General features: G+C 73.7%; 18 protein-coding genes and 1 pseudogene. 12 read left to right on the top strand and 7 right to left on the bottom strand.

Going from position 1 to position 21,480, the window contains the following annotated elements; translation table 11 throughout:
- Nucleotides 1-18 precede the first annotated feature (18 nt).
- Nucleotides 19-1,134 carry a GH12 family glycosyl hydrolase domain-containing protein gene (locus GA0074696_RS27070; protein WP_088963692.1) on the bottom strand — a complete coding sequence of 372 codons (1,116 nt, stop codon included), beginning with the start codon at nucleotides 1,132-1,134 and terminating at the stop codon, nucleotides 19-21.
- 406 nt (nucleotides 1,135-1,540) lie between these two features.
- Between GA0074696_RS27070 and GA0074696_RS27065 the strand changes: the two genes are divergently transcribed.
- On the top strand, nucleotides 1,541-2,647 hold the full coding sequence (locus GA0074696_RS27065; RefSeq protein ID WP_088963691.1) for an FAD-dependent monooxygenase: 1,107 nt from the start codon (nucleotides 1,541-1,543) through the stop codon (nucleotides 2,645-2,647).
- 130 nt (nucleotides 2,648-2,777) lie between these two features.
- Nucleotides 2,778-4,532 carry an aa3-type cytochrome oxidase subunit I gene (gene ctaD / locus GA0074696_RS27060; RefSeq protein ID WP_088963690.1) on the top strand — a complete coding sequence of 585 codons (1,755 nt, stop codon included), beginning with the start codon at nucleotides 2,778-2,780 and terminating at the stop codon, nucleotides 4,530-4,532.
- 806 nt (nucleotides 4,533-5,338) lie between these two features.
- On the opposite strand, the pseudogene GA0074696_RS27055 reads toward ctaD, so the two are convergent.
- The 4 genes and pseudogenes from GA0074696_RS27055 to GA0074696_RS27040 all read right to left on the bottom strand — a co-directional run.
- Nucleotides 5,339-6,542: pseudogene (locus GA0074696_RS27055) on the bottom strand (MFS transporter); the annotation flags it as partial.
- Between the two features lie 64 nt (nucleotides 6,543-6,606).
- Nucleotides 6,607-7,188: an isochorismatase family protein gene (locus tag GA0074696_RS27050; protein ID WP_088963688.1), complete on the bottom strand. Its 582-nt coding sequence runs from the start codon at nucleotides 7,186-7,188 to the stop codon at nucleotides 6,607-6,609.
- Nucleotides 7,189-7,204: 16 nt separating this feature from the next.
- Nucleotides 7,205-8,491 (bottom strand): nicotinate phosphoribosyltransferase, encoded by a 1,287-nt coding sequence (locus tag GA0074696_RS27045; protein ID WP_088963687.1) that lies wholly within the window; start codon nucleotides 8,489-8,491, stop codon nucleotides 7,205-7,207.
- Between the two features lie 16 nt (nucleotides 8,492-8,507).
- Nucleotides 8,508-11,186, bottom strand: a complete 2,679-nt coding sequence (locus GA0074696_RS27040) for a LuxR C-terminal-related transcriptional regulator (protein WP_088963686.1) — start codon at nucleotides 11,184-11,186, stop codon at nucleotides 8,508-8,510.
- 204 nt (nucleotides 11,187-11,390) lie between these two features.
- Between GA0074696_RS27040 and GA0074696_RS27035 the strand changes: the two genes are divergently transcribed.
- The 10 genes from GA0074696_RS27035 (at nucleotide 11,391) to rdgB (ending at nucleotide 18,648) form a co-directional block, all read left to right on the top strand.
- On the top strand, nucleotides 11,391-12,953 hold the full coding sequence (locus GA0074696_RS27035; RefSeq protein ID WP_088963685.1) for a hypothetical protein: 1,563 nt from the start codon (nucleotides 11,391-11,393) through the stop codon (nucleotides 12,951-12,953).
- Nucleotides 12,954-13,068: 115 nt separating this feature from the next.
- Nucleotides 13,069-13,359 (top strand): ATP-dependent Clp protease adapter ClpS, encoded by a 291-nt coding sequence (clpS, locus tag GA0074696_RS27030; protein ID WP_088963684.1) that lies wholly within the window; start codon nucleotides 13,069-13,071, stop codon nucleotides 13,357-13,359.
- Between the two features lie 2 nt (nucleotides 13,360-13,361).
- The gene (locus GA0074696_RS27025) at nucleotides 13,362-13,856 is read left to right on the top strand and encodes a DUF2017 domain-containing protein (RefSeq protein WP_172894756.1); all 495 of its coding nucleotides are present in this window, start codon (nucleotides 13,362-13,364) and stop codon (nucleotides 13,854-13,856) included.
- Between the two features lie 54 nt (nucleotides 13,857-13,910).
- Nucleotides 13,911-14,399 carry a Mov34/MPN/PAD-1 family protein gene (locus GA0074696_RS27020; RefSeq protein ID WP_088963683.1) on the top strand — a complete coding sequence of 163 codons (489 nt, stop codon included), beginning with the start codon at nucleotides 13,911-13,913 and terminating at the stop codon, nucleotides 14,397-14,399.
- A gap of 62 nt (nucleotides 14,400-14,461) precedes the next feature.
- Nucleotides 14,462-14,806, top strand: a complete 345-nt coding sequence (locus GA0074696_RS27015) for a MoaD/ThiS family protein (protein ID WP_088964834.1) — start codon at nucleotides 14,462-14,464, stop codon at nucleotides 14,804-14,806.
- 12 nt (nucleotides 14,807-14,818) lie between these two features.
- Nucleotides 14,819-15,784: a PLP-dependent cysteine synthase family protein gene (locus tag GA0074696_RS27010; protein ID WP_088963682.1), complete on the top strand. Its 966-nt coding sequence runs from the start codon at nucleotides 14,819-14,821 to the stop codon at nucleotides 15,782-15,784.
- A 192-nt stretch (nucleotides 15,785-15,976) separates the two neighbouring features.
- Nucleotides 15,977-16,723, top strand: a complete 747-nt coding sequence (locus GA0074696_RS27005; RefSeq protein ID WP_088963681.1) for an MBL fold metallo-hydrolase — start codon at nucleotides 15,977-15,979, stop codon at nucleotides 16,721-16,723.
- Nucleotides 16,724-17,117: 394 nt separating this feature from the next.
- Nucleotides 17,118-17,351 (top strand): hypothetical protein, encoded by a 234-nt coding sequence (locus GA0074696_RS31270; RefSeq protein ID WP_172894467.1) that lies wholly within the window; start codon nucleotides 17,118-17,120, stop codon nucleotides 17,349-17,351.
- Nucleotides 17,306-18,034, top strand: coding sequence for a ribonuclease PH (gene rph / locus GA0074696_RS26995; RefSeq protein WP_088963679.1), 729 nt, complete (start codon nucleotides 17,306-17,308; stop codon nucleotides 18,032-18,034). Before GA0074696_RS31270 ends, rph begins: the two co-directional genes overlap by 46 nt.
- Complete coding sequence (gene rdgB, locus GA0074696_RS26990; protein ID WP_088963678.1) at nucleotides 18,031-18,648, top strand: RdgB/HAM1 family non-canonical purine NTP pyrophosphatase; 618 nt, start codon at nucleotides 18,031-18,033, stop codon at nucleotides 18,646-18,648. The genes rph and rdgB overlap by 4 nt, the downstream gene beginning before the upstream one ends.
- A 105-nt stretch (nucleotides 18,649-18,753) precedes the next feature.
- Here the strand turns inward: rdgB and hutH are convergent, their stop codons facing one another.
- Both hutH and hutI read right to left on the bottom strand, forming a co-directional pair.
- On the bottom strand, nucleotides 18,754-20,289 hold the full coding sequence (gene hutH, locus GA0074696_RS26985; RefSeq protein ID WP_088963677.1) for a histidine ammonia-lyase: 1,536 nt from the start codon (nucleotides 20,287-20,289) through the stop codon (nucleotides 18,754-18,756).
- On the bottom strand, nucleotides 20,286-21,455 hold the full coding sequence (gene hutI, locus GA0074696_RS26980) for an imidazolonepropionase (RefSeq protein ID WP_088963676.1): 1,170 nt from the start codon (nucleotides 21,453-21,455) through the stop codon (nucleotides 20,286-20,288). The genes hutH and hutI overlap by 4 nt, the downstream gene beginning before the upstream one ends.
- Nucleotides 21,456-21,480: the final 25 nt, after the last annotated feature.

The following is a 21,480-nucleotide window of genomic DNA, read 5'->3' as shown; positions in this document are numbered from 1 at the left end:
GCCCCTTCGTTGTTGTCGTCAGACGCGCGAGCAGGCCACCCCGTTGAGCGAGAAACTCGTCGGCGACGAGTACGCCCCGCTCAACGTCCCCTGATACCCGAAGTTCGCGGTTCCTCCCGGCGCGATCGACCCGTTGAAACTGACATTGCGAGCGCTCACCGCCGACCCGCTCTGCGTGACGGTCGCGTTCCACGCGTTGGTCACCTGCTGCCCCGACGGCAGGTTGTAGGTCAGGTTCCATCCGTTGATCGTGTTGGACCCGCGGTTGGTGATCGTCACATCAGCGGTGAAGCCGTTGTTCCACGAGTTCGGCGTGTACTTCACCGCGCACCCACTGCCCGTCGGCGGAGGAGTGGTCGGCGGGGTGGTGGAGCCGCCCCCGTTGACGCTGGCCGAGAAGGAGGTCACCCCGAGCCCGGCGCCGCCCTGCCACGGCTCGAAGCCGGCCTGGATGCTGGTCAGGTACCAGCTGTTGGTGATCGCGCCGCGGTTCTTCACGTCGTTGATGAAGTCGAGGACGCTGAAGTTCATGCTCGTGATCGGCGACGGCGCGACGTACGAGATGACGTTGTTGGAGCCGTTGCTGCCCCGCCAGACCTCCCAGGTCCGGCCGACCAGGGTGGTCGTCCCGACCGGCGAGCCGATCGGTTGGATCGAGCCCTGGCGGTTGAGCCAGATCATGATTTCCATCTGGTTCACCCCGTCCTTCTTCGGCGTGGGGTCGAGCCAGATGTCGTACGAGGCGTTGTAGATCGCCCCGCTGACGTACTTGTAGGTGATGCTGCTGGTGGCGCTGCTGATCTGGCTGACCTGGATCGGCAGGTTGGTGCCGGGGGAGCAGTTGGTGTAGTGGCAGCCGAAGAAGACCGACGGGTACGCGGTGGGGGCGCCGTTGGTGGGGTTGCTGCCGTTCTGGGTGGTGATCTCGAAGCCGGTGCTGGTGACGTTGATGCACTGCTGGGCGGTGGTGCCCCAGCGGTTGTTCTGCACGACGTACCGGTTCTGGATCACGGTGGAGCCGAACTGCTCGCAGATCTGGGTGTCGGCTGAGGCCGTGCCGCCGAGCGCGACGGCGACCAGCGATCCGGCGGCCAGCAGGCCGGCGGCGGCGATGGCGCGGAGTGGACGTTTCATCATGCTCCTCGGGGGTGCCGGCGTGGGGGCGCCGGACGGGACGGGGTGCGGGAGCGCTCCCAAAGTTATTCGACACATTTACATGTCTGCAACAGGAGTGCAACCGGACCGGCTTTCCGGACCCGACCCGGACGGCGGAGGGCGATGCGGTGGAACGTCCACACCGCTTCCGCGGTCGCACCGGCGGAAGCGGGGCGAAGCGGCAGCTCAGCCAGGGAGTCGAAGGCGTCGGCGTACCGGGGGATGGCGGATCGGCCAGGCGGGGACATGAATCCCTTACACGAATGGGAGCGTGGGTCCGAGGAGCGGGACCGCCAGGGCCGATCAGGCCTACCGTGTGTCAATCGCGGGGAGTAGTGTCTTGCCTCCAACGCGTGCCGATCCCCCTCCGGAGGCGTACACCACCATGGGTGGCTCCCCCCTGCGCATCCTTGTCGTCGGCGCGGGCATCGCCGGTCTGGCCGTCGCCCGGGCGCTGCGGATGGCGGGTTTCCGGCCGGACGTCACCGAGAAGCTGCCCCCGAACGAGCTGGTCGAGACCGGCCTCTACCTCCCCGGCAACGCCGACCGTGCGCTGCGCCGGCTCGACCTGGACGGGCCGGTCCGCCGGCTCGGCCAGGTGATCCACCGCCAGCGCTTCCTGGACGCGGCGGGCGAGCCGCTCTGTGAGGTTGATCTCGATGCGCTCTGGTCCGGCGTCGGCGAGTGCCGGGCGCTGCTCCGGCGCGACCTCTACCAGGTGCTGCTCAGCGGCGCCGGCGGCGCGGTGCGGCACGGCGCCGAGGTCAGCGCCGTCGAGCTGCTGCCGGCCGGCGTCGGGGTCACCTTCACCGACGGCACCGGCGGCGAGTACGACCTGGTCATCGGCGCCGACGGGCCCCGGTCGGCGGTGCGCTCCCTGGCCGCGCTCGGCGGGCCGCCCCGCCCCGCCGGCCAGGTGGTCTACCGGGGCGTGGTGCGCGACGGTCCGGAGCTCACCGACTGGACGGCCCTGCTCGGGCAGCGCGCCGGCTTCCTGGTGGTGCCGATCGGCGCGGGCCGGCTGTACTGCTACGCCGACGAGGCCGGCACGGTCGCCCCGGCCGATCCGGGCGCGCGGCTGCGCGAGCTCTTCGGGGAGTACGGCGGACCAGTGCCCGCGGTGCTGGACGGGCTGCGCGACGTCCAGGTGGGGCTCACCGACGAGGTCGAGCTGGGCCGCTGGTACCGCGGGCGGGTGCTGCTCGTCGGCGACGCCGCTCACGCCACCGCGCCGACCCTGAGCCAGGGCGCGGCGATGGCGCTGGAGGACGCCGTGGTGCTCGCCGAGTCGCTGACCGCGGCCGGCAGCGTCGAGGCGGCGCTGGTGGCGTACGAGAGTCGCCGCCGCCCGCGTACCCGATGGGTGCGGGACCGGACCCGGGACCGCAACCGGACCCGCGACGTGCCGCCGGCGCTGCGCGACCCGCTGCTGCGCGGGCGCGGCGGTCGAATCTTCCGCGAGCACTACCGGCTGCTCGTCGACCCGCTGTAGAACGGCCGTCCATCCTGCCGCACCACCCCGAGCGGCACACCCACCTGCCGGGGACTATCCTCCTTGCGGATGACGGCTCGCAGATGACATGCGCGTGCCGAGCGGGACAACCGAGAACCGGAGGCCATTCGTGACCACCGTCGCACCCAAGCCGGTCGTGACCCGGCCATGGCCGGTCCGAGAGCCGGTCAAGGGGTCGGCCATCGCGCGGCTGCTGCGCACCACGGACGCGAAGCAGATCGGGATCATGTACATGGTCACCGCGTTCGTGTTCTTCATGATCGGCGGCCTGATGGCCCTGATCATGCGTGCCGAGCTGGCGCGGCCGGGCCTGCAGTTCCTGTCGCCCGAGCAGTACAACCAGCTGTTCACGATGCACGGCACGATCATGCTGCTGTTCTTCGCGACGCCGATCGTGTTCGCCTTCGCGAACTACGTCGTGCCGCTGCAGATCGGCGCCCCTGACGTCGCCTTCCCCCGGCTCAACTCCTTCGCCTACTGGCTCTACCTCTTCGGTGGCACCATGGCGACGGCCGGCTTCATCAGCCCGGGTGGCGCCGCCGACTTCGGCTGGACCGCCTACACCCCGCTGAGCACCGTCGAGCACTCGCCGGGCGTCGGCGCCAACATGTGGGTCGTCGGCCTGGCCATCTCCGGTCTGGGCACGATCCTCGGCGCGGTCAACATGATCACCACGATCCTGACCCTGCGGGCCCCGGGCATGACCATGTTCCGGATGCCGATCTTCACGTGGAACATGCTGGTCACCAGCCTGCTGGCGATCCTGGTCTTCCCGCTGCTGGCCGCCGCGCTCTTCGCGCTCGCCGCCGACCGGCTGATGGGCGCCCACGTGTACGACCCGGCCACCGGCGGGCCGATGCTCTGGCAGCACCTGTTCTGGTTCTTCGGCCACCCCGAGGTGTACATCATCGCGCTGCCGTTCTTCGGCATCGTCAGCGAGGTCATCCCGGTCTTCTCCCGTAAGCCGATCTTCGGCTACAAGGGTCTGGTCGCCGCGACCATCGCCATCGCCGCGCTGTCGATGAGCGTCTGGGCCCACCACATGTTCGCCACCGGCCAGGTCCTGCTGCCGTTCTTCAGCTTCCTGAGCTACCTGATCGCCGTGCCCACCGGTATGAAGTTCTTCAACTGGATCGGCACCATGTGGCGGGGCCAGATCACCTTCGAGACGCCGATGCTCTTCTCGATCGGCTTCCTGGTGACCTTCCTCTTCGGTGGTCTCACCGGTGTGCTGCTGGCCAGCCCGCCGCTCGACTTCCACCTGCACGACTCGTACTTCGTGGTGGCGCACTTCCACTACGTGCTCTTCGGCACGATCGTGTTCGCGGTCTTCGCCGGCATTTACTTCTGGTTCCCGAAGATGTTCGGCCGGATGCTCGACGAGCGGCTCGGCAAGATCCACTTCTGGCTGACGATGATCGGCTTCCACACCACGTTCCTGGTGCAGCACTGGCTGGGCAACGAGGGCATGCCGCGTCGGTACGCCGACTACCTGCCCAGCGACGGCTTCACCACGCTGAACACGATCTCCACGATCGGCGCGTTCATCACCGGTATCTCGACCCTGCCGTTCATCTGGAACTGCTGGAAGTCGTACAAGAGCGGCCCGGTGGTCGAGGTCGAGGACCCGTGGGGCCACGGCAACTCGCTGGAGTGGGCGACCACCTCCCCGCCGCCCCTGCGCAACTTCGACCGGATGCCGCGGATCCGCTCCGAGCGGCCGGCCTTCGACCACAAGTTCCCGGAGCTGGCCGCCGGCCACAGCCTGGCCGGTCCGCCGGAGGGCGGCTCCAAGCCGCTCACCAGCGAGTCCGACGGTGGCGCCAGCTACCGCGAGGACACCGCGAGCAACGTCGACCGCTGACGCGCCGCACGCGACACCGACGACGGGCGCCGCACCCCACCAGGGGTACGGCGCCCGTCGCCGTTCCGGCTCGCACCGGCGTCGGTCGTCGCGCTCCGGTCTGGGCGGCGCGCGGTTGCGGTTCCGGGTCGGACCGGCGTCGGTCGTGGCGTTCCGGCCTGGCCGGCGCGCGGTTGCAGTTCCGGGGTCGGACCGGCGTCGGTCGTGGCGTTCCGGTCTGGGCGGCGGGTCGGACCGGCGTCGTCGTGGCTTTCCGGCCTGGCCGGCGCTCGGTTGGCCGGTCCGACCTGGGCGCAGGCGTCCGCCCCGGGTCCGAGCCGGGCTTTCGTGGCGCCGGCCCCCGCATCGCTGACAGTCCGTCCGCTCGACCCCGGCTCGCCGGCGACGGCGATATCTGGGTGGGTCACGGACCGTCACGCCCGCCGGGAGGCGGATGCGCTTGTGAGCGATATACCTGAGAGGCATAAATATGCCTCTCAGGTATATCGCTCATCGGGTATGTGTCCCACCGTTGCGACACGCCGACCCGGGCCACCGCGACACGCCCCACCCCCGACCCCGACGCCCGACCGCCGGGCTGCGAAGCTGCCAGGCTGCGGGGCCGCCATGGCCGGGCTGCGGGGGCTGCCGGCCTGCCCGACCGCCGGACTGCGGCGCTGCCGGCCTGGCCGATCGCCCGGCTGCGGGCCTGCCCGACGCCGGGCCGCCGGCCTGCCCGACCGCCGAGCCGCCGGGCAGGGTGCGAGACCGGAGCTGGTCCCCCGACAGACGGCGGGGTCAGGTGGTGGCGGGGGCCAGGTCGGCAGCGTCGGAGACGGCGGCGGCGTTGGACAGGGCGGCGGTCTCGCGTCGGTGGCGCAGCTCGACGGGGAGCACGGCCAGCGTCACCGCCAGCCCGATCGCGCCGGTGACCGCGAAGCCCCACAGCGGCAGCGAGGCGTCGATCACCGCGCCGGCGAGCGGGGCGCCGAGCGCGATGCCGACGGTGACGGCGGAGCCGTGCAGGCCCATCGCCTCGCCGCGTACGCCCGCCGGGGCGAGCCGGCTGACCGCGTCGGAGGTCGCCGCGATGCTCGGGGCGCAGAGCGCGCCGGCCGGGATGAGGGCCAGGCAGAGCAGCCACCAGTGGCCGCCGCCGAGCCCGACCGGGATGGTGCAGAGGCTCAGCGCGGCGGTGAGCGCCAGCGGCGAGAACGAGCGGCGGACCGCCCCGTACGCGAAGCCACCGACCAGCGAGGCGACCGCCCACATCGTGAGCACGGCGCCGGTCCAGCCGACCTCGCCGCTGGCCCGCAGCACGGCGACCACCGCGACGTCGGTGCCGCCGAGCACCAGGGTCGCCGCGCCGCTGACCGCGAGCACGGCGAGCATCCGGGGGGTGAGCCATTCCCGGCGGGGCGTGCGGGGCTGCGGACCGGCCGGCTCGTCCGCGCTCCGAGTGGGCGGGTTGAGCAGCCAGAACGCGACGCCCGAGCCGACCACGCCGGCGCCGACCGCCCAGAGCGTGGTGCGCGCCGAGACGGTGGTGGCCAGCGCCACGGCGAGCGCGGGCCCGACCATGAACGACAGCTCGACGGACATCGAGTCCAGCGCGTACGCGGGGCGTCGCCGGTTCTCCGGGGCGAGCGCGGCGATGGACTGCCGGATCACCGAGAAGATCGGCAGGGCGAGCAGGCCGGCGAGGAACGCGGCCGGCAGCAGCACCGGCAGCGAGAGCGTCGGCGCGCTCGCCCAGAACACCGCCTCGGCGGCGGTGGTCAGGGCGACCACCGGGCGCAGGCCGCGCCGGTCGACCAGGCGGCCGAGCAGCGGCGAGCCGAGCGCCGCCCCGACGGTCATCGCGGCCCCGACCAGGCCGGCGGCGCCGTAGCCGCGGCCGAGGTCGAGCACCACGAAGAAGGTGAGCGTCACCCCGGTCGCGGTGAGCGGGATGCGGGCCAGCACGGACACCAGCAGCAACGACCGGAGCCCGGGCAGGGCGAGCGCTTGCCGGTAAGGCGTCAAGTTCATGATGGTCCGTACCTCCGGCGGCCATCCTCGACCGGAGATACGACATCGGCAAGCGATTACCGGCTCAAGCGTCCCTGATCACAGGCTCGCCCCGCAGGGTGACGCCGGCGCCGTCCATCGACCGCAGCGCCACGTCGAGGGTGTTCCGCGCGACGGCGGCGGTCAGGTCGAGCAGCACGGTGGTGGCGAAGCCCTCCCGGGCGGCGTCCAGCGCGGTGGCCCGGACGCAGTGGTCGGTGGCGATCCCCACCAGGTCGACCCGGTCCACGTCGTGCCGGCGCAGCCAGTCGGCGAGGCACTCGCCGTCGTCGGCGTGCCCCTCGAAGCCGGAGTACGCCGCGGCGTGCTCGCCCTTGTGGAAGATCATCTCGACCCGGTCGGTCTCCAGGTCGGGGTGGAACTCCGAACCGGCGGTGCCGACCACGCAGTGCCGGGGCCACGAGTCGACGTAGTCCGGCGGATCGCCGAAGTGCGGGCCCGGGTCGACGTGGTAGTCCTTGGTGGCGACCACGTGGTCCCAGCGGTCCGGCTCGGCGGCGAGCAGCCGGGAGACGCCGGCCGCGACCCCCGCGCCACCGGCGACGGCGAGAGACCCGCCCTCGCAGAAGTCGTTCTGCACGTCCACGATGATCAAGGCGTTGGCCATCGGAGTGACTCCTTCGTCAGCTTGCCGGGACGACGGTGACCGGCACCGCCGGGTCACCGCCGGAGAGCTTGAGCCCTTCCCACGGGATGGAGATCAGGCACTGCCGCAGGTGCTCCCGCGACTCGTCGAGCGAGGGCAGCGCGACCGGCTCCCCGTCGACGATGAAGGAGCGCTGCAGCAGCCGGTCGTTGGGCTGCCGGTCCGGCACGCCCTGCGGCACGATGATCTCCTCGGTGGCGGTGCCGGTGGGCTTGTGCCGGCGTACCGCGACCTTCCGGCCGCCGATGGTGGCCTTGTGCTCCGAGCGCTTGACCACCGGCCGCCCGTCCACCTCGACCAGCTTGTAGACCAGCCCGACGGTGGGCGCGCCGGAGCCGGTGACGACGGCGGTGCCGGCGCCGTACATGTCCACCGGCTCGGCGGCGAGGGCGGCGATGGCGTACTCGTCGAGGTCACCGGAGACGATGATCTTCGTTTCGGTGGCGCCGAGCGAGTCGAGCAGTTCGCGGGACTGCTGGGCGATCACCGCCAGGTCGCCCGAGTCGATCCGGATCGCCCGCAGCTCCGGCCCGGCCACCTCGATCGCGTTGCGGATGCCCTGGCTGATGTCGTACGTGTCGACCAGCAGCGTGGTGTCCTTGCCCAGCGTGGCGACCTGCGAGGCGAACGCGGTCTTCTCGTCGTCGTGCAGCAGGGTGAACGCGTGCGCGGCGGTGCCGGCGGTGGGAACGCCGTAGCGCCGGCCGGCGGCGAGGTTGGAGGTGAAGTGGAATCCGGCCAGGTACGCCGCCCGCGCCGCGGCCACCGCCGCCTCCTCGTGGGCCCGCCGGGAGCCCATCTCGATCAGGGTCCGGCCACGGGCGGCGGTGACCATCCGGGCGGCGGCGGCGGCCACCGCGCTGTCGTGGTTGAGCACCGACAGCACCAGCGTCTCCAGCACCACGCACTCGGCGAAGCCGCCGGAGACGGTGAGGATCGGTGAGCCCGGGAAGAAGAGCTCGCCCTCGGCGTACCCGTCGACGTCGCCGGTGAAGCGGTAGCCGGTCAGCCACTCGGCGGCCCGGTCGTCCACCACCCCGGTACGGCGCAGGAAGTCCACCTCGTCGGCGTCGAAGCGGAAGTCGCGGATCAGGTCGACCAGCCGGCCCGTCCCGGCGACCACCCCGTAGCGCCGCCCGGCGGGCAGCCGCCGGCTGAACACCTCGAAGGCGCAGCGGCGTTTGGCGGTGCCGTCCCGGAGGGCGGCGCTGACCATGGTCAGCTCGTAGTGGTCGGTCAGCAGCGCGGGGCGAAGGGAACTCACCGCCCCAGCCTAGAGTTCACGCCGGCTCCGTGCCGTCGTGGCCTGTGATCGACCGCAGCGCCGCCGGCAGCTCTGCCCGCCCGGTGATGCCCAGCTTGCTGTAGACCCGCTGGAGGTGGTTCTCCACCGTGCGGGTGGAAAGGAACAGTCGCTCGGCGATGGCCCGGCTGGTCACCCCGGCGGCGGCCAGCCCGGCGATCTGCCGTTCCCGATCGGACAGTGACGGTTGTAGCGCCTCCAGCGCCGGCGTGCGGATCTGGTCGCAGCCGCCGAGCAGGCCCGCGAGCCGCTGGTGGGCGGCGCCGGCCGAGGCGGCGCGCTCCCGGCGCAGCTCGCGCAGCGCGGTGGCGGTCGCCTCGGCGGCCCAGACCGGCAGGTCGAGCGCGGCGAAGCCGTCGGCCACCGCCAGCAGCTCGACGTCGTCACCGGCGACGGTGGCCCGGGCGTACCGGGCCAGCAGCGGCGGCAGCACCCCGTCGACCTGCTCGGAGAGCTCGCCCAGCCGTTGCGCCACGGTACGCCGGCTGCCGTCGGTGCAGGTCGGTCCGACCGGGGCCGCCGCCTGCCCGAGCCGGACCAGGTCGTGCAGCACCAGCACCTCGTGCCCGGCGAAGCCGTCGGCGCGGAGCCGGTCGGCCAGGTCGCCCAGGTGCTTGGTGGCCCCCGGCAGGTCGCCACCGGCCGCCAGCACCGCCCCGCGGGCCTGCTCCAGCCAGGGATAGAGCACCACCATGCCCGGCGCGTGCGTCCGGTCGGCCTCGGCCATCGCCTCCGCGGCGTGCTCGGCCTCGCCGCGCAGCGCCGCCGCCTGGGCCCGTTCGGCCTGCGCCAGTCCGGCGTAGACCCGGCTGGTGGCCAGCACCGCGCACGCGCCGAGGCTGACCTTGAGCGCCTCGCCGCTGCGGCCGCGCAGCCGGGCCGCGTACGCCTGGAGGATCGCCAGGTAACCGGTGCCGAGCCGGAAGTCGCCGGCCCCGGCCAGGTCGGCGAACTCGTCGGCGACGATCGCGTCGATGCCGGCCAGGTCGCCGGCGAGGGCCAGCCGGGTGCCCCGGGCCAGCTCCATCGCGAGCTGGAGGTAGGGCATGTCGCTGCGCCAGTGCGGCGCCTCCGCCGCCACCCGGGCGATCGCGGTCGCGCTGCTGCGGAACTGCCCCCGCGCCGCGTCCAGGTGGGCGATGGTGCAGCGGGCCAGCTCGCGCGCCGCCACGCTGGCCGCCGGGCGGTCCAGCACCGACCGGGCGAGCCGGAGCGCCGCTGTGCTGTCCAGCCCGTGCAGTCGCATGATCGCCTCGAAGGCGCGGACCCGCGCCTGGTCGCCCGGGTCGGTCAGGGTCGCGCCCGCCTGGGCGATGTCCTCCACGGTGGACTCCCGGCTGAGCCCCCAGTAGCTGACCATGCCGCGCACGGTCAGCCACCGGCTGCGCCGCCGGTCGCAGTCGATCTCGCCGGCCACCGCGTCGAGCACCCGGATCGCCTCGTCGGGCCGGTCGGCGAACATCAGGATGGTGGCGAGCAGCTCCGCGGCGTCGAAGCCGCCGCCGGCGTCGAGCGCCGCGCGGGCCAGCCGGGTCGCCAGGGGTACGTCGTAGCGGGCGAACGCCTGGGCGGCCGCGCCGAGCAGCAGCGTGGCGTCCTGGGCGGTGCCGGAGTCCAGCCGCCACACCGCGACCCGGAGCAGGTCGCCCCGGCGCCGCGCGCCGACCAGCTCCAGCAGCTCCGCCAGGCGGGCCTGCAACCGCCGGGTACGGGTGACCGGGCAGCGGCGGCGCATCATCTCGCCGTAGAGCGGGTGGGCCAGCCGGACGTCGAGCCGCCGGTCGTCCTCGACCATGGTGATCAGACCGCGCTCCTCGGCCAACTCCACGTCGGCCTGGTCGGCGGCCTGGTAGAGCAGGTGCAGGCCGAGGGGTTCGCCGAAGGCGACCAGCTCCACCACGGACCGGACGCCCGGATCGAGTCGCCCGATCCGGGTGTCGATCAGGTCGGTGAGGCTGGGGGCCAGCTCCAGCCGGCCGGTCCACCGCCAGACGCCGTACCGGCGGTCCAGCTCGCCGCCGCCGGCGGCGGCCAGCACCAGCTCGCGCAGGTGCAGCGGGTTGCCGGCGGAGAGCCGGAACAGCCGGTCGGCCGAGCCGGCGTCGACCGGACCGTCCAGGATGGCCGCGAGCAGGTTGGCGGTCTCGGCCGGGCCGAGCGGGGCCAGCTCAAGGTGCTCGACCAGGTCGTCGGTCCACAGTGCCCGGATCGGCAGCGGGACCTGCTCGCCGTTGCGCAGCGTCCCCAGGATGGTGGTGTTCTCCTGGCGGGCGAGCAGGTGGACCAGCGCGGCCGACGGCGGGTCGAGCAGGTGGGCGTCGTCGATGGCGAGCACGATCCGCCGCCCGGCGGCCTGCTCCTGCAACACCTCGACGCCCCAGCGCAGCACGCCGGCGGGGGAGAGGCCCTGCGGCTGCTCGGCGGGAAGCACCTGGGCCAGCCCGCCGAACGGCAGGGCGGCGGTGGCGGTGCTGGCCGCCACGTACCAGATCGCGTAGCGGTCGGCGGGCAGCGCGCTCACCCCCTCGCGCAGCAGTCGGCTCTTGCCGATGCCGGCGCGACCGCTGAGGAAGAGCCCGCGCCCCTCGTCGCCCTCCACGGCCGACTGAAGACGGTCAAGTTCATCCGTTCGGCCGACGAAGCTCCACCGACTCATCGGTGCAGCATATCGACGGAAATCCGTCCGCGCGCACACCGTCACGCTGCGAAGTTGAGTAATCTCGTGGTTACCGGTGAGTATCCGCGGTTTTCGGTGCTGGGGGGTGTCGGAACGTACCCTTCCGGCATCCGGATGCCACCGCACCCGGATGTCCACGCGGGCTGCTCACGGCCGCCCGCCCGCCAGCCACGGGAGCCGCCGATGAAGCCCGGTCCACTCCCCGGGGTCGACGTGCCCGGCGGTTCCGGCGGGCCGGCCGAGCTGCCCCGCTGCGGTCCGCTCCCCGGCCGCCTGGGGGTCACCGAGCCCGGCGCCGACGAGCCGCTCGCGGTGGTCGCCGCCGGTCCGGCCGCCGCGGCCCGCCGCGAGGTGCTCGCCGCCCTGCTCGGCGTCGCCTCCGGCATGCTCGACGTGCCGGCGGGCAGTTGCCTGCTGGTCCGGCACGCCCGGGTCGCCACCCGCGCGGCGTACGTGCCGGGCTACCGGCAGCCCCACTCCTACGGTGCCGACCAGGCGGCCGCCGGCCCGGCGCTGGCCCGCCCGCCGCGCCGGGTCGAGCTGAGCCTGCCCGAGCCGCTGCTGCGCCACTTCGCGGTGCTCGACACGCCGGACACCGACACCCTCGGGGTAGCCGGCGGCCGGGTGCTCCTCGACGCGGTGGGCCGCGGCGGCGCGCTGCTCTACGTCATCGGCGCCGACCAGGCCTTCACCGGCGCGGAGCTGCACCTGCTGGCCGAGGTGGCCCGGGCCCCGGTCGAGGTCTTCTTCGTGGTCACCCCCGGCGCGGGCGGCTGGGCCCCGGCCGAGGCGGCGGGCGGGACGGACGACACGGAGGCGCCCGTCCCGTCGCCCCGCGACGCGTCGTCCGAGGCGCCGGCCCTGCTGGACCCGGCGGAGGTCAGCGTCGAGGCGCACCGGGCGGCCCTGCTCGCCGCCGTGCCCGCCCTCGCCGCCGCCCGCTGGTTTCCGGTGCACCGGGCCGAGCATCCCGGCCTGCGTCGGGCCCTGGTCGGCTGGGCCGCCGACGAGGGGCTGCGCCGGGCCAGCCTCCAACCGCCCGAGCTCCCCGGCGCCCACGGCCGGGTGGCCGTCGTGCCCGAGGCCGACGCGGGGGACTGGTCGGAGCGGCTGGAGCGGCAGACCCGCACCTGCGCCCGCAGCATCCGCCAGCACCTCGCGCTGGAACTGGCCAACATCCACCTGCGCGCGGTCCAGGAGATCGTCTTCGGGGTGGGCTGCGCGGGCCTGCCGCAACTGCTCGACCGGGAGATGGAGGCGCTGTCCCTGCTCGCCACCGCCCAGTGCGACCAGGCCGTGCGCGGGGTCATCGACGACGCCGCCGCGCGGGTCCTCGGCGCGCCGCTGGCCGAGGGGGTCCGGCAGCGGATCGCCGCGGCCGTGCGGTGGGGCCTGGCCGACCACCCGCAGGGCCGGGACCTGGAGCGGGTGTTCCTGGTCACCAGCACCGCCGGGGTGGGCGACCTGGTCGGCACGGGCGCGATCGACGCGCTGGCCGGCCATCCGGGTGCGGACCGCTCCGAGGTGCTGCCGCCGGTCGCGGTGGCGCTCTCCGGCGGGTGCTGGCAGCACTGGCGCACCCCGGGCAACAACGACCCGATGGCCGCCCGATCCTGGGCCCAGCGCGCCCTGCGCGAGGTGGAGCTGGAGCTGTCCCGCGAGGTGTCCCGGCGCTTCGAGGCGGTCCGTCTCTCCCTCGGCGCGGTGCTCTCCGATGCCCTCGACCACGGCATCCTGCTCGCCTGAGCGCGGCCTCGTCGGGTCGCCGCCCCGCCCGGTCCGCGCCGCCCGGGAGGGTGATCCGGGCCGCCCCGGCGTTCCGGTTCATCGGTTCGCCGAATCCGGTGGCACGATGGGGGGCATGGCGGCTCCACAGGTTGCACCGGTCGAGACGCCGGACACCGACGAGGTGCCGGTCTCGGACCGGCCTTGGGTGACGATCGTCTGGGACGACCCGGTCAACCTCATGACGTACGTGACCTGGGTCTTCCAGAAGCTGTTCGGGTACAGCCGGGAGAAGGCCGAGAAGTTGATGCTGGACGTGCACCACAAGGGTCGGGCCGTGGTGTCCAGCGGCGCCCGGGAGCGGATGGAGCACGACGCGTCGCAGCTGCACGCGTACGGGCTGTGGGCGACGGTGGACCGCTCGTGAGCATGTTCCGCCGCCAGGGCGGCCGCTACGTCGCCAGCTTCGCCGTCGACGAGGTGCGGGTGCTGCGCAAGGTCGCCTCCGAGGTGGTCGGGCTGCTCACCGACGGGTTCGACCACTCCGACCCGGTGGTCGGGCGGCTCTTCCCCGACGCGTACCCGGACGACCCGGCGAACACGGCGGAGTTCCGCCGGTACACCGAGGGCGACCTCAAGACCGCCAAGATCGACCAGGCCGGCGCGATCCTGGCCGCGCTGCCGGACGAGGCGGGCGGCGAGGTGCGGCTGGACGCCGAGGCGGCCGAGGCGTGGCTGCGGGCGCTCAACGACGCCCGGCTGGCGATGGGCGTCCGGCTGGAGATCAAGGACGGCACCGACCTGGGCGAGGAGCTCGACGACGCGGTCGCCGAGGACCCGACCTCCTCGCGGGTGTTCCAACTGTCGGTCTACGCCTACCTGGGATATCTCCAGGAGTCCCTGCTCAACGCCCTGATCGATTGAGTGTGACGGTCACCGCCTCGCAGTCGGCGGCCGGTGGGCGCTAGGCTGGGCGGCGTGCTGAGCATCGACCGGTCGATCGTCGAGGCGATCGTGGCGCACGCGCGCCGGGACCACCCGGACGAGGCGTGCGGCGTGGTCGCCGGTCCCGCCGGCGGCGACACCCCCGCCCGGCACATCCCGATGGACAACGCCGCGCGCTCGATGACGTTCTACGAGTTCGACTCGATGGAGCAGTTGCGGGTGTGGCGGGAGATGGACGACCGCGACGAGGAACCGGTCGTCATCTACCACTCGCACACCGCGACGGAGGCGTACCCGTCCCGGACGGACATCTCCTTCGCCGGCGAGCCCGGGGCCCACTACCTGCTGGTCTCCACCCGGGAGCCGGACAGCGAGGAGATCCGCTCCTTCCGGATCGTCGACGGCGTGGTGACCGAGGAGCCGGTGCGGATCGTGGACGCCGCGGTGGACCCGCACGCCGTCCAGTCCTACATGTTCGGGCAGAGCCCGGCGACGGTCGACTACGAGTGTTCCGGCCGCTGACCTTCAGCGCCGTTCACTTCTCGTCCGTCACCGAGGCACACCCGATCAAGGAGCACGACATCATGGCCATCGAGGTTCGCATCCCCACCATCCTGCGCAGCTACACCGGCGGCGCGAAGGTCGTCGAGGGCGCCGGGGACACCCTGGGCGACCTGCTCACCGACCTGGACTCCCGGCACGCCGGCCTGCGGGGCCGGCTGGTCACCGACGCCGGCGCGCTGCACCGCTTCGTCAACGTCTACGTCAACGACGAGGACGTCCGTTTCCTCGGCGCGCTGGACGCCAAGCTCACCGACGGCGACAGCGTGACCATCCTGCCGGCCGTGGCCGGTGGCGCGTTCGGCTTCGCGGCGGCAGCCGCCATCGCGTCGCACGCCGTATCCCGGCGCGCGCCCGTCGCTCGCTGACCGGCGGGCGTCATGGCGCGGTACGACAGCCTGCTCGACGCCTGCGGCGGCACCCCCCTGGTGGGGTTGCCCCGGCTCTCGCCGACGGTGCCCGAGGGGGCACCGCCGGTCCGGCTCTGGGCCAAGCTGGAGGACCGGAACCCGACCGGCAGCATCAAGGACCGGGCTGCCCTGTTCATGGTCCGCGCGGCCGAGGAGTCCGGCCGGCTCCGGCCGGGTGACACCATCCTCGAGCCGACCAGCGGCAACACCGGCATCTCGCTGGCCATGGTGGCCAAGCTCCGCGGCTACCGGCTGGTCTGCGTGATGCCGGAGAACGTCTCCACCGAGCGGGTCCAGCTGCTCCGGATGTACGGCGCGGAGATCATCTGCTCGCCGGCCGCCGGCGGCTCGAACCAGGCCGTCGCCACCGCCAAGCAGATCTCGGCGGAGCACCCCGACTGGGTGATGCTCTACCAGTACGGCAACGAGGCCAACGCCCGGGCGCACTACGAGACGACCGGCCCGGAGCTGCTGCACGACCTGCCCACCGTCACCCACTTCGTGGCGGGCCTGGGCACCACCGGCACCCTGATGGGCACCGGCCGCTACCTGCGGGAGAAGGTCGACGGCATCCAGGTCGTCGCGGCGGAGCCGCGCTACGGCGAGCTGGTCTACGGCCTGCGCAACATCGACGAGGGGTACGTCCCGGAGCTCTACGACGCCACCGTGCTGTCCCGGCGCTTCTCCGTGGGCACCCGGGACGCGGTGCTGCGGACCCGGCAGCTGGTGGAGGTCGAGGGGATCTTCGCCGGCTTCTCCACCGGCGCGATCCTGCACGCCGCCCTCGCGGTCGCCCACGAGGCGGTGCGGGACGGTCGCCGCGCCGACGTCGCCTTCGTGGTCTGTGACGGCGGCTGGAAGTACCTCTCCACCGGCGCCTACGGTGGCACGCTCGCCGACGCCGAGGACGCCCTGGAGGGGCAGCTCTGGGCGTGACGCCCGACCCCGGGCCGGCCGGTCCACGCCGGCCGGCCCGGGGGTGTCACGTTGATGACAACTTCCATTAGATGATTCTTGCCCCGCCGTCGCTGCGCGTAGGCTGCGCAGCGTGGCGTACGCGTCGGTAGAGATCATCGGCGAAGCTCGCACCGGCGTGTCGACTACGGTGGGTAGCGACAGGGCGACCGGATGAGACTGACCGTTCTCGGCTGTGCGGGCAGCTTTCCCGGCCCCGAGTCCCCCTGCTCCGCCTACCTCGTCGAGGCGGACGGCTTCCGGCTCCTGATCGACTTCGGCTCCGGGTCGCTGTCCACCCTCCAGCGCTACGCGGGGCTGCACGCCCCGGACGCCATCCTCCTGACCCACCTGCACTGCGACCACATCCTCGACGCCGCCTCGTACGTGGTGGTCCGCCGGTACGCCCCCGACGGGCCGTACCCGCCCCTGCCGGTGTACGCCCCGTCCGGCGCGCCGGACCGGCTGGCCGCGGTCTACGACCAGGAGGACAGCACGGTCGAGGACGTCTACCAGTTCTACGGCCTGCAGCCCGGCACCTTCCCGATCGGCCCGTTCACGGTCACCGTCGACCGGATGAACCACCCGGTGGAGACGTACGGGGTGCGCCTGGAGCACGGCGGGCGGGTGCTCTGCTACTCCTCGGACACCGCGCCCTGCGACGCGCTGCTGCGGCTGGCCCAGGACGCCGACGTCTTCCTCTGCGAGGCGAGCTACCTCGACGGCATGGAGAACCCGCCGGACCTGCACCTGACCGGCCGGGAGGCCGGCGAGGCGGCGACCAAGGCGGGGGTCGGGCGGCTGCTGTTGACCCATCTCGTGGTGGCCTGGGGCAGCGAGTCGCACACCGTCGAGTCCGCCGCCGGCGCCTACGCCGGGCCGCTGGAAGTGGTCCGGGCCGGCGCCGCGTACGACATCTGAGCGAGTGGCCGTCGGCCCCTGACCGGGGCGGCGCCCACGGCGCCCGCGCACCTATGATCACCGCCGTGACGGACCCCTCCTTCGGCGTGGACGGGCCCGGCCGGCCGCCGGCCCCTGGTCCTGCGTGGCCCCCGGCCACCCCGCCGCCCACCCACAGCCCGGTCCGCAGCCGCCGTGGTCGCCGCCGGTCCACCCGGCCGCCGCCGCGCCGCAGGCACCCGTGCCGCCGTCGGCCGGGTGGCCGCCTGCGGTGCCCGGCGCCGTCCCGCCCGGGTCCGTGCCGCCTGCGCAGGCGCCCGGCGGACCGTACCCGCCGGTCGGGTACCCGGCGCCGGGCACCCTCCCGGCGGCCGGAACCGGCCCGGCGCCGGCGCGCCGGTCCACCGGGCTGCGGGTGTTCCTCGTCGTGCTGGCCGGGTTGCTCGCCGTCGGGCTCTGCGTCGGCGGCGGCCTCGCCGGGTACGTCGGCTGGTTCGTGCCCCTGCAGGAGATGGCCCAGCGGAAGACGACCGCCGACACGTCGTGGACCGGGGCGGGGGCACCCCGCAGTGGCCCGGCCATCGGACCACATAAGGTGCAGGGATGGCGCGACCTGACGGGCGGATGCCCGACCAACTCCGACCGGTGACCCTGACCCGCGGCTGGAGCACCCATCCGGAGGGCTCCGTACTCGTCGAGTTCGGTGGCACGCGGGTGCTCTGCACCGCCAGCGTCACCGAGGGGGTGCCCCGCTGGCGCAAGGGTTCCGGGCTCGGCTGGGTGACCGCCGAGTACGCGATGCTGCCCCGGGCCACCAACACCCGCTCGGACCGGGAGAGCGTCAAGGGCCGGGTCGGTGGCCGTACCCACGAGATCTCCCGGCTGATCGGCCGGAGCCTGCGGGCGGCCATCGACCTCAAGGCGCTGGGCGAGAACTCGATCGTGCTCGACTGCGACGTGCTCCAGGCCGACGGCGGCACCCGGACGGCGGCGATCACCGGCGCGTACGTGGCGCTGCACGACGCGGTGACCTGGCTGGCCGGGCGCAAGGCGCTGGCCGGCAAGCCGGAGAAGGTGATGCACCGGTCGGTGGCGGCGGTCAGCGTCGGCATCATCGCCGGCGAGCCCCGGCTGGACCTCGACTACTCCGAGGACGTCGCCGCCGAGGTCGACATGAACGTGGTCTGCACCGGCGAGGGCGACTTCGTCGAGGTGCAGGGGACCGGCGAGGCCGGCGTCTTCTCCCGCACGCAGCTCGACTCGCTGCTCGACCTGGGGCTGTTGGGCTGCGTGGAACTGGCCGACGCACAGCGGAAGGCACTCGCATCATGAACAAGGTCCTGCTCGCCACCCGTAACCGCAAGAAGCTGATCGAGCTCCAGCGGATCCTCGACGGCGCGCTCGGCGCGCACCGGATCGCCCTGATCGGGCTGGACGACGTCGAGGAATATCCGGAGCTGCCGGAGACCGGCCTGACCTTCGGCGAGAACGCGCTGATCAAGGCCCGGGAGGGCTGCCGGCGCACCGGCCTGCCCACCATCGCCGACGACTCGGGGCTCGCGGTCGACGCCCTCAACGGCATGCCGGGCGTGTTCAGCGCCCGCTGGGCCGGCCGGCACGGCGACGACCGGACCAACCTCCAGCTGGTGCTGGACCAGATCGCCGACCTGCCCGACGAGCACCGCGCCGCCTCGTTCGTCTGCACCGTCGCGATGGTGCTGCCCGGCGGCAAGGAGCACCTGGTCGACGGCCGCCAGGCCGGCCGGCTGCTGCGCGCGCCGCGCGGCGACGGTGGTTTCGGGTACGACCCGATCTTCCTCGGCGACGGCCAGGACCGCACCAACGCCGAACTGACGCCGGACGAAAAGGACGCGATCAGCCACCGCGGCAAGGCCCTGCGCGAACTCGCGAACCTCGCCGCCAAGGTCCTCCCCCCCACCCCCTGACCCCCCACCCCACGAGGGCGTACTTTCACGGAAAGAGTGGCTATTCCACGCGGGATAGCCACTCTTTCCGTGAAAGTACGGGAGGGGAGGGGGAGGGGCGGGTGGTCAGGCGAGGGGGCCGACCTCGCGTTCGATGGCGGCGCGGAGGTCGGGGCCGGCCAGGACGGCGCGGGCGGCCTCCATGACCGGGGCGAGGAAGACGTCCGGGCCGGGCTCGCCGGCGACCGGGGCCAGCGCCTCGACGGCGGCCCGGCCGGCCGGCGACGGGGTGAGCGGCGCGCGCAGCTGGAGCCCGCGTACGGCGGCCAGCAGCTCCACCGCGAGCAGGCTGGTCAGGTTGTCCAGCACCGTGCGCAGCTTCTTGGCCGCCGCCCAGCCCATCGAGACGTGGTCCTCCTGCATCCCGCTGGTGGGCAGCGAGTCCACCGAGGCGGGGGCGGCGAGCCGGCGGTTCTCCGCCACGATCCCGGCGGCCGTGTACTGGGCGATCATCAGGCCGGAGTTGACCCCGGCGTCGGGGGAGAGGAACGCCGGCAGCTCCCGGTTGCGGGCCACGTCGAGCAGCCGGTCGACCCGGCGCTCGGCGATCGCGCCCACCTCGGCGGCGGCGATGGCCAGGTAGTCGGCGGCGAAGCCGAGCGGCGCGCCGTGGAAGTTGCCGGTGGACTCCACCCGGCCGTCGGGCAGCACCACCGGGTTGTCCACCACCGAGAGCAGCTCGCGCGCGGCCACCGTGGTGGCGAAGTCCAGGGTGTCCCGCGCGGCGCCGGCCACCTGCGGGGCGCAGCGCATCGAGTACGCGTCCTGCACCGCGTGCGCCAGGTCGTCGCGGTGCGAGTCCATCACCCGCGAGTCCTGGAGCAGCCGGTGGATGTTCGCCGCCGACGCCGCCTGGCCGGGGTGCGGGCGGATGGCGTGCAGCTCGGGCAGGAACGGCCGCTCCGAGCCGAGCATCGCCTCGATGGCCAGGGCGGCGGTCACGTCGGCCATGGTGAACAGGTGCCGGGCGTCGTGGATCGCCAGCAGCAGCATGCCCAGCATGCCGTCGGTGCCGTTGATCAGCGCCAGCCCCTCCTTGGCGGCCAGCGCGATCGGCTTCAGCCCGGCCCGGCGCAGCGCGTCGACGGCGTCCATCCGCTCGCCGGCCGGGCCCAGCACCCAGCCCTCACCGAGCAGCACCAGCGCGCAGTGCGCCAGCGGCGCCAGGTCGCCGGAGGCGCCGAGCGAGCCGTGCTCCGGCACCCACGGGGTGATCTCGTGGTTGAGCAGGTCGACCAGGGCCTCGGCGACCAGCGGGCGGACCCCGGAGTGGCCCAGCGCCAGCGAGCGGACCCGCAGCAGCATCATCGCCCGGACCACCTCCCGGGGCATGGGCGCGCCGACCCCGGCGGCGTGCGAGCGGATCAGCGCGTGCTGCAGCTCGGCCCGCCGCTCGGGCGCGACGAAGGTGTTCGCCAGCGCGCCGAAGCCGGTGGAGACGCCGTAGACGGGTCGGCCGGCGGCCTCGATGCCGTCCACGATGGACCGGCTGGTGCTCATCGCCTCCACGGTGGCCGGGTCGAGGACGACCTTGGCGGTGCCGCGGGCCACCGCGAGCACGTCGGCGGGGGCGATCCCGGTGGGCAGGATGGTCACGGTCATTGCGGGACTCCGTTGTGCAGAACCTGGCGGATCAGTGGTACACCCGGCCGGTAGGCCAGGTGCAGGTGGGACGGGGCGTCGAGGATCACGAGGTCGGCCCGGGCGCCCGGGGTGAGCGCCCCGACGTCGTCGCGGCGCAGCGCCCGCGCACCCCCGGCGGTCGCGGCCCAGACGGCCTCCGCCGGGGTCATCCGCATCTCGCGTACGGCGAGCGCGACGCAGAACGGCATCGACGAGGTGTACGACGAGCCGGGGTTGCAGTCGGTGGCGAGCGCGACGGTCACGCCCGCGTCGAGCAGCCGGCGGGCGTCCGGGTACGGCGAGCGGGTGGAGAACTCCGCGCCGGGCAGCAGGGTGGCGACGGTCGGCGAGCCGGCCAGCGCGTCGACGTCGGCGTCGCTCAGGTGGGTGCAGTGGTCGACGCTGGCCGCGCCCAGCTCCACCCCGAGCCGGACCCCCGGCCCGGGGCCGAGCTGGTTGGCGTGCACCCGCACGCCCAACCCGGCCGCCTGCCCGCAGGTGAGGATCGCCCGGGTGTGGTCGGCGTCGAAGGCGCCCCGCTCGCAGAAGACGTCCACCCAGCGCGCGTACGGGGCGGCGGCGGCGAGCATCGGCCCGCAGACCAGCCCGACGTAGTCGTCGGGGCGGTCGGCGTACTCGGCGGGGACGACGTGCGCGCCGAGGAAGGTGGTCTCCGTGCTGACCTCGGCGGCGATCCGCAGCGAGCGGGCCTCGTCGGCGACGGTGAGGCCGTACCCGCTCTTGATCTCCATGGTGGTGCTGCCCTGCCGCATGGCCTCCGCGCGCAGCCGGCGCACGGTGGCCCGCAGCTCCTCGTCGGAGGCGGCCCGGGTCGCGCCGACCGTGGTGCGGATGCCGCCGCCGGTGTACGGCTGCCCGGCCATCCGGGCCGCGAACTCGGCGGACCGGTCCCCGGCGAAGACCAGGTGGGCGTGGCTGTCCACGAAGCCCGGCAGCACCGCGGCGCCGCCGGCGTCGATCCGCCGGTCGGCGGCCGGGGCGTCCCGGGACGGGCCGATCCAGGCCACCCGGCCCTCCTCGACCAGCAGCGCCACCCGGCGGCGGATGCCGAGCGGGCCGCCGTCGCCCGCGTCGGCGACGTTGGTGACCAGTTCGCCGATGTCGTCGATCAGCAGGCTGCTCACGGCGTCCCTCCGCGCTCCGGCCCGG

Origin of the sequence: Micromonospora purpureochromogenes, from assembly GCF_900091515.1 — a bacterium.
GTDB lineage: Bacteria > Actinomycetota > Actinomycetes > Mycobacteriales > Micromonosporaceae > Micromonospora > Micromonospora purpureochromogenes.
This window is presented reverse-complemented; position numbering and strand designations above follow the sequence as displayed.

What these genes read in the sequence shown, in the direction of transcription:
- GA0074696_RS27070 (WP_088963692.1), bottom strand. Translation starts at nt 1,134, where the DNA reads ATGAAACGTCCACTCCGCGCCATCGCCGCCGCCGGCCTGCTGGCCGCC.
- GA0074696_RS27065 (WP_088963691.1), top strand. Translation starts at nt 1,541, where the DNA reads ATGGGTGGCTCCCCCCTGCGCATCCTTGTCGTCGGCGCGGGCATCGCC.
- GA0074696_RS27050 (WP_088963688.1), bottom strand. Translation starts at nt 7,188, where the DNA reads ATGGCCAACGCCTTGATCATCGTGGACGTGCAGAACGACTTCTGCGAG.
- GA0074696_RS27040 (WP_088963686.1), bottom strand. Translation starts at nt 11,186, where the DNA reads ATGAGTCGGTGGAGCTTCGTCGGCCGAACGGATGAACTTGACCGTCTT.
- GA0074696_RS27035 (WP_088963685.1), top strand. Translation starts at nt 11,391, where the DNA reads ATGAAGCCCGGTCCACTCCCCGGGGTCGACGTGCCCGGCGGTTCCGGC.
- clpS (WP_088963684.1), top strand. Translation starts at nt 13,069, where the DNA reads ATGGCGGCTCCACAGGTTGCACCGGTCGAGACGCCGGACACCGACGAG.
- GA0074696_RS27025 (WP_172894756.1), top strand. Translation starts at nt 13,362, where the DNA reads ATGTTCCGCCGCCAGGGCGGCCGCTACGTCGCCAGCTTCGCCGTCGAC.
- GA0074696_RS27015 (WP_088964834.1), top strand. Translation starts at nt 14,462, where the DNA reads ATGGCCATCGAGGTTCGCATCCCCACCATCCTGCGCAGCTACACCGGC.
- GA0074696_RS27010 (WP_088963682.1), top strand. Translation starts at nt 14,819, where the DNA reads ATGGCGCGGTACGACAGCCTGCTCGACGCCTGCGGCGGCACCCCCCTG.
- GA0074696_RS27005 (WP_088963681.1), top strand. Translation starts at nt 15,977, where the DNA reads ATGAGACTGACCGTTCTCGGCTGTGCGGGCAGCTTTCCCGGCCCCGAG.
- rph (WP_088963679.1), top strand. Translation starts at nt 17,306, where the DNA reads ATGGCGCGACCTGACGGGCGGATGCCCGACCAACTCCGACCGGTGACC.
- rdgB (WP_088963678.1), top strand. Translation starts at nt 18,031, where the DNA reads ATGAACAAGGTCCTGCTCGCCACCCGTAACCGCAAGAAGCTGATCGAG.
- hutH (WP_088963677.1), bottom strand. Translation starts at nt 20,289, where the DNA reads ATGACCGTGACCATCCTGCCCACCGGGATCGCCCCCGCCGACGTGCTC.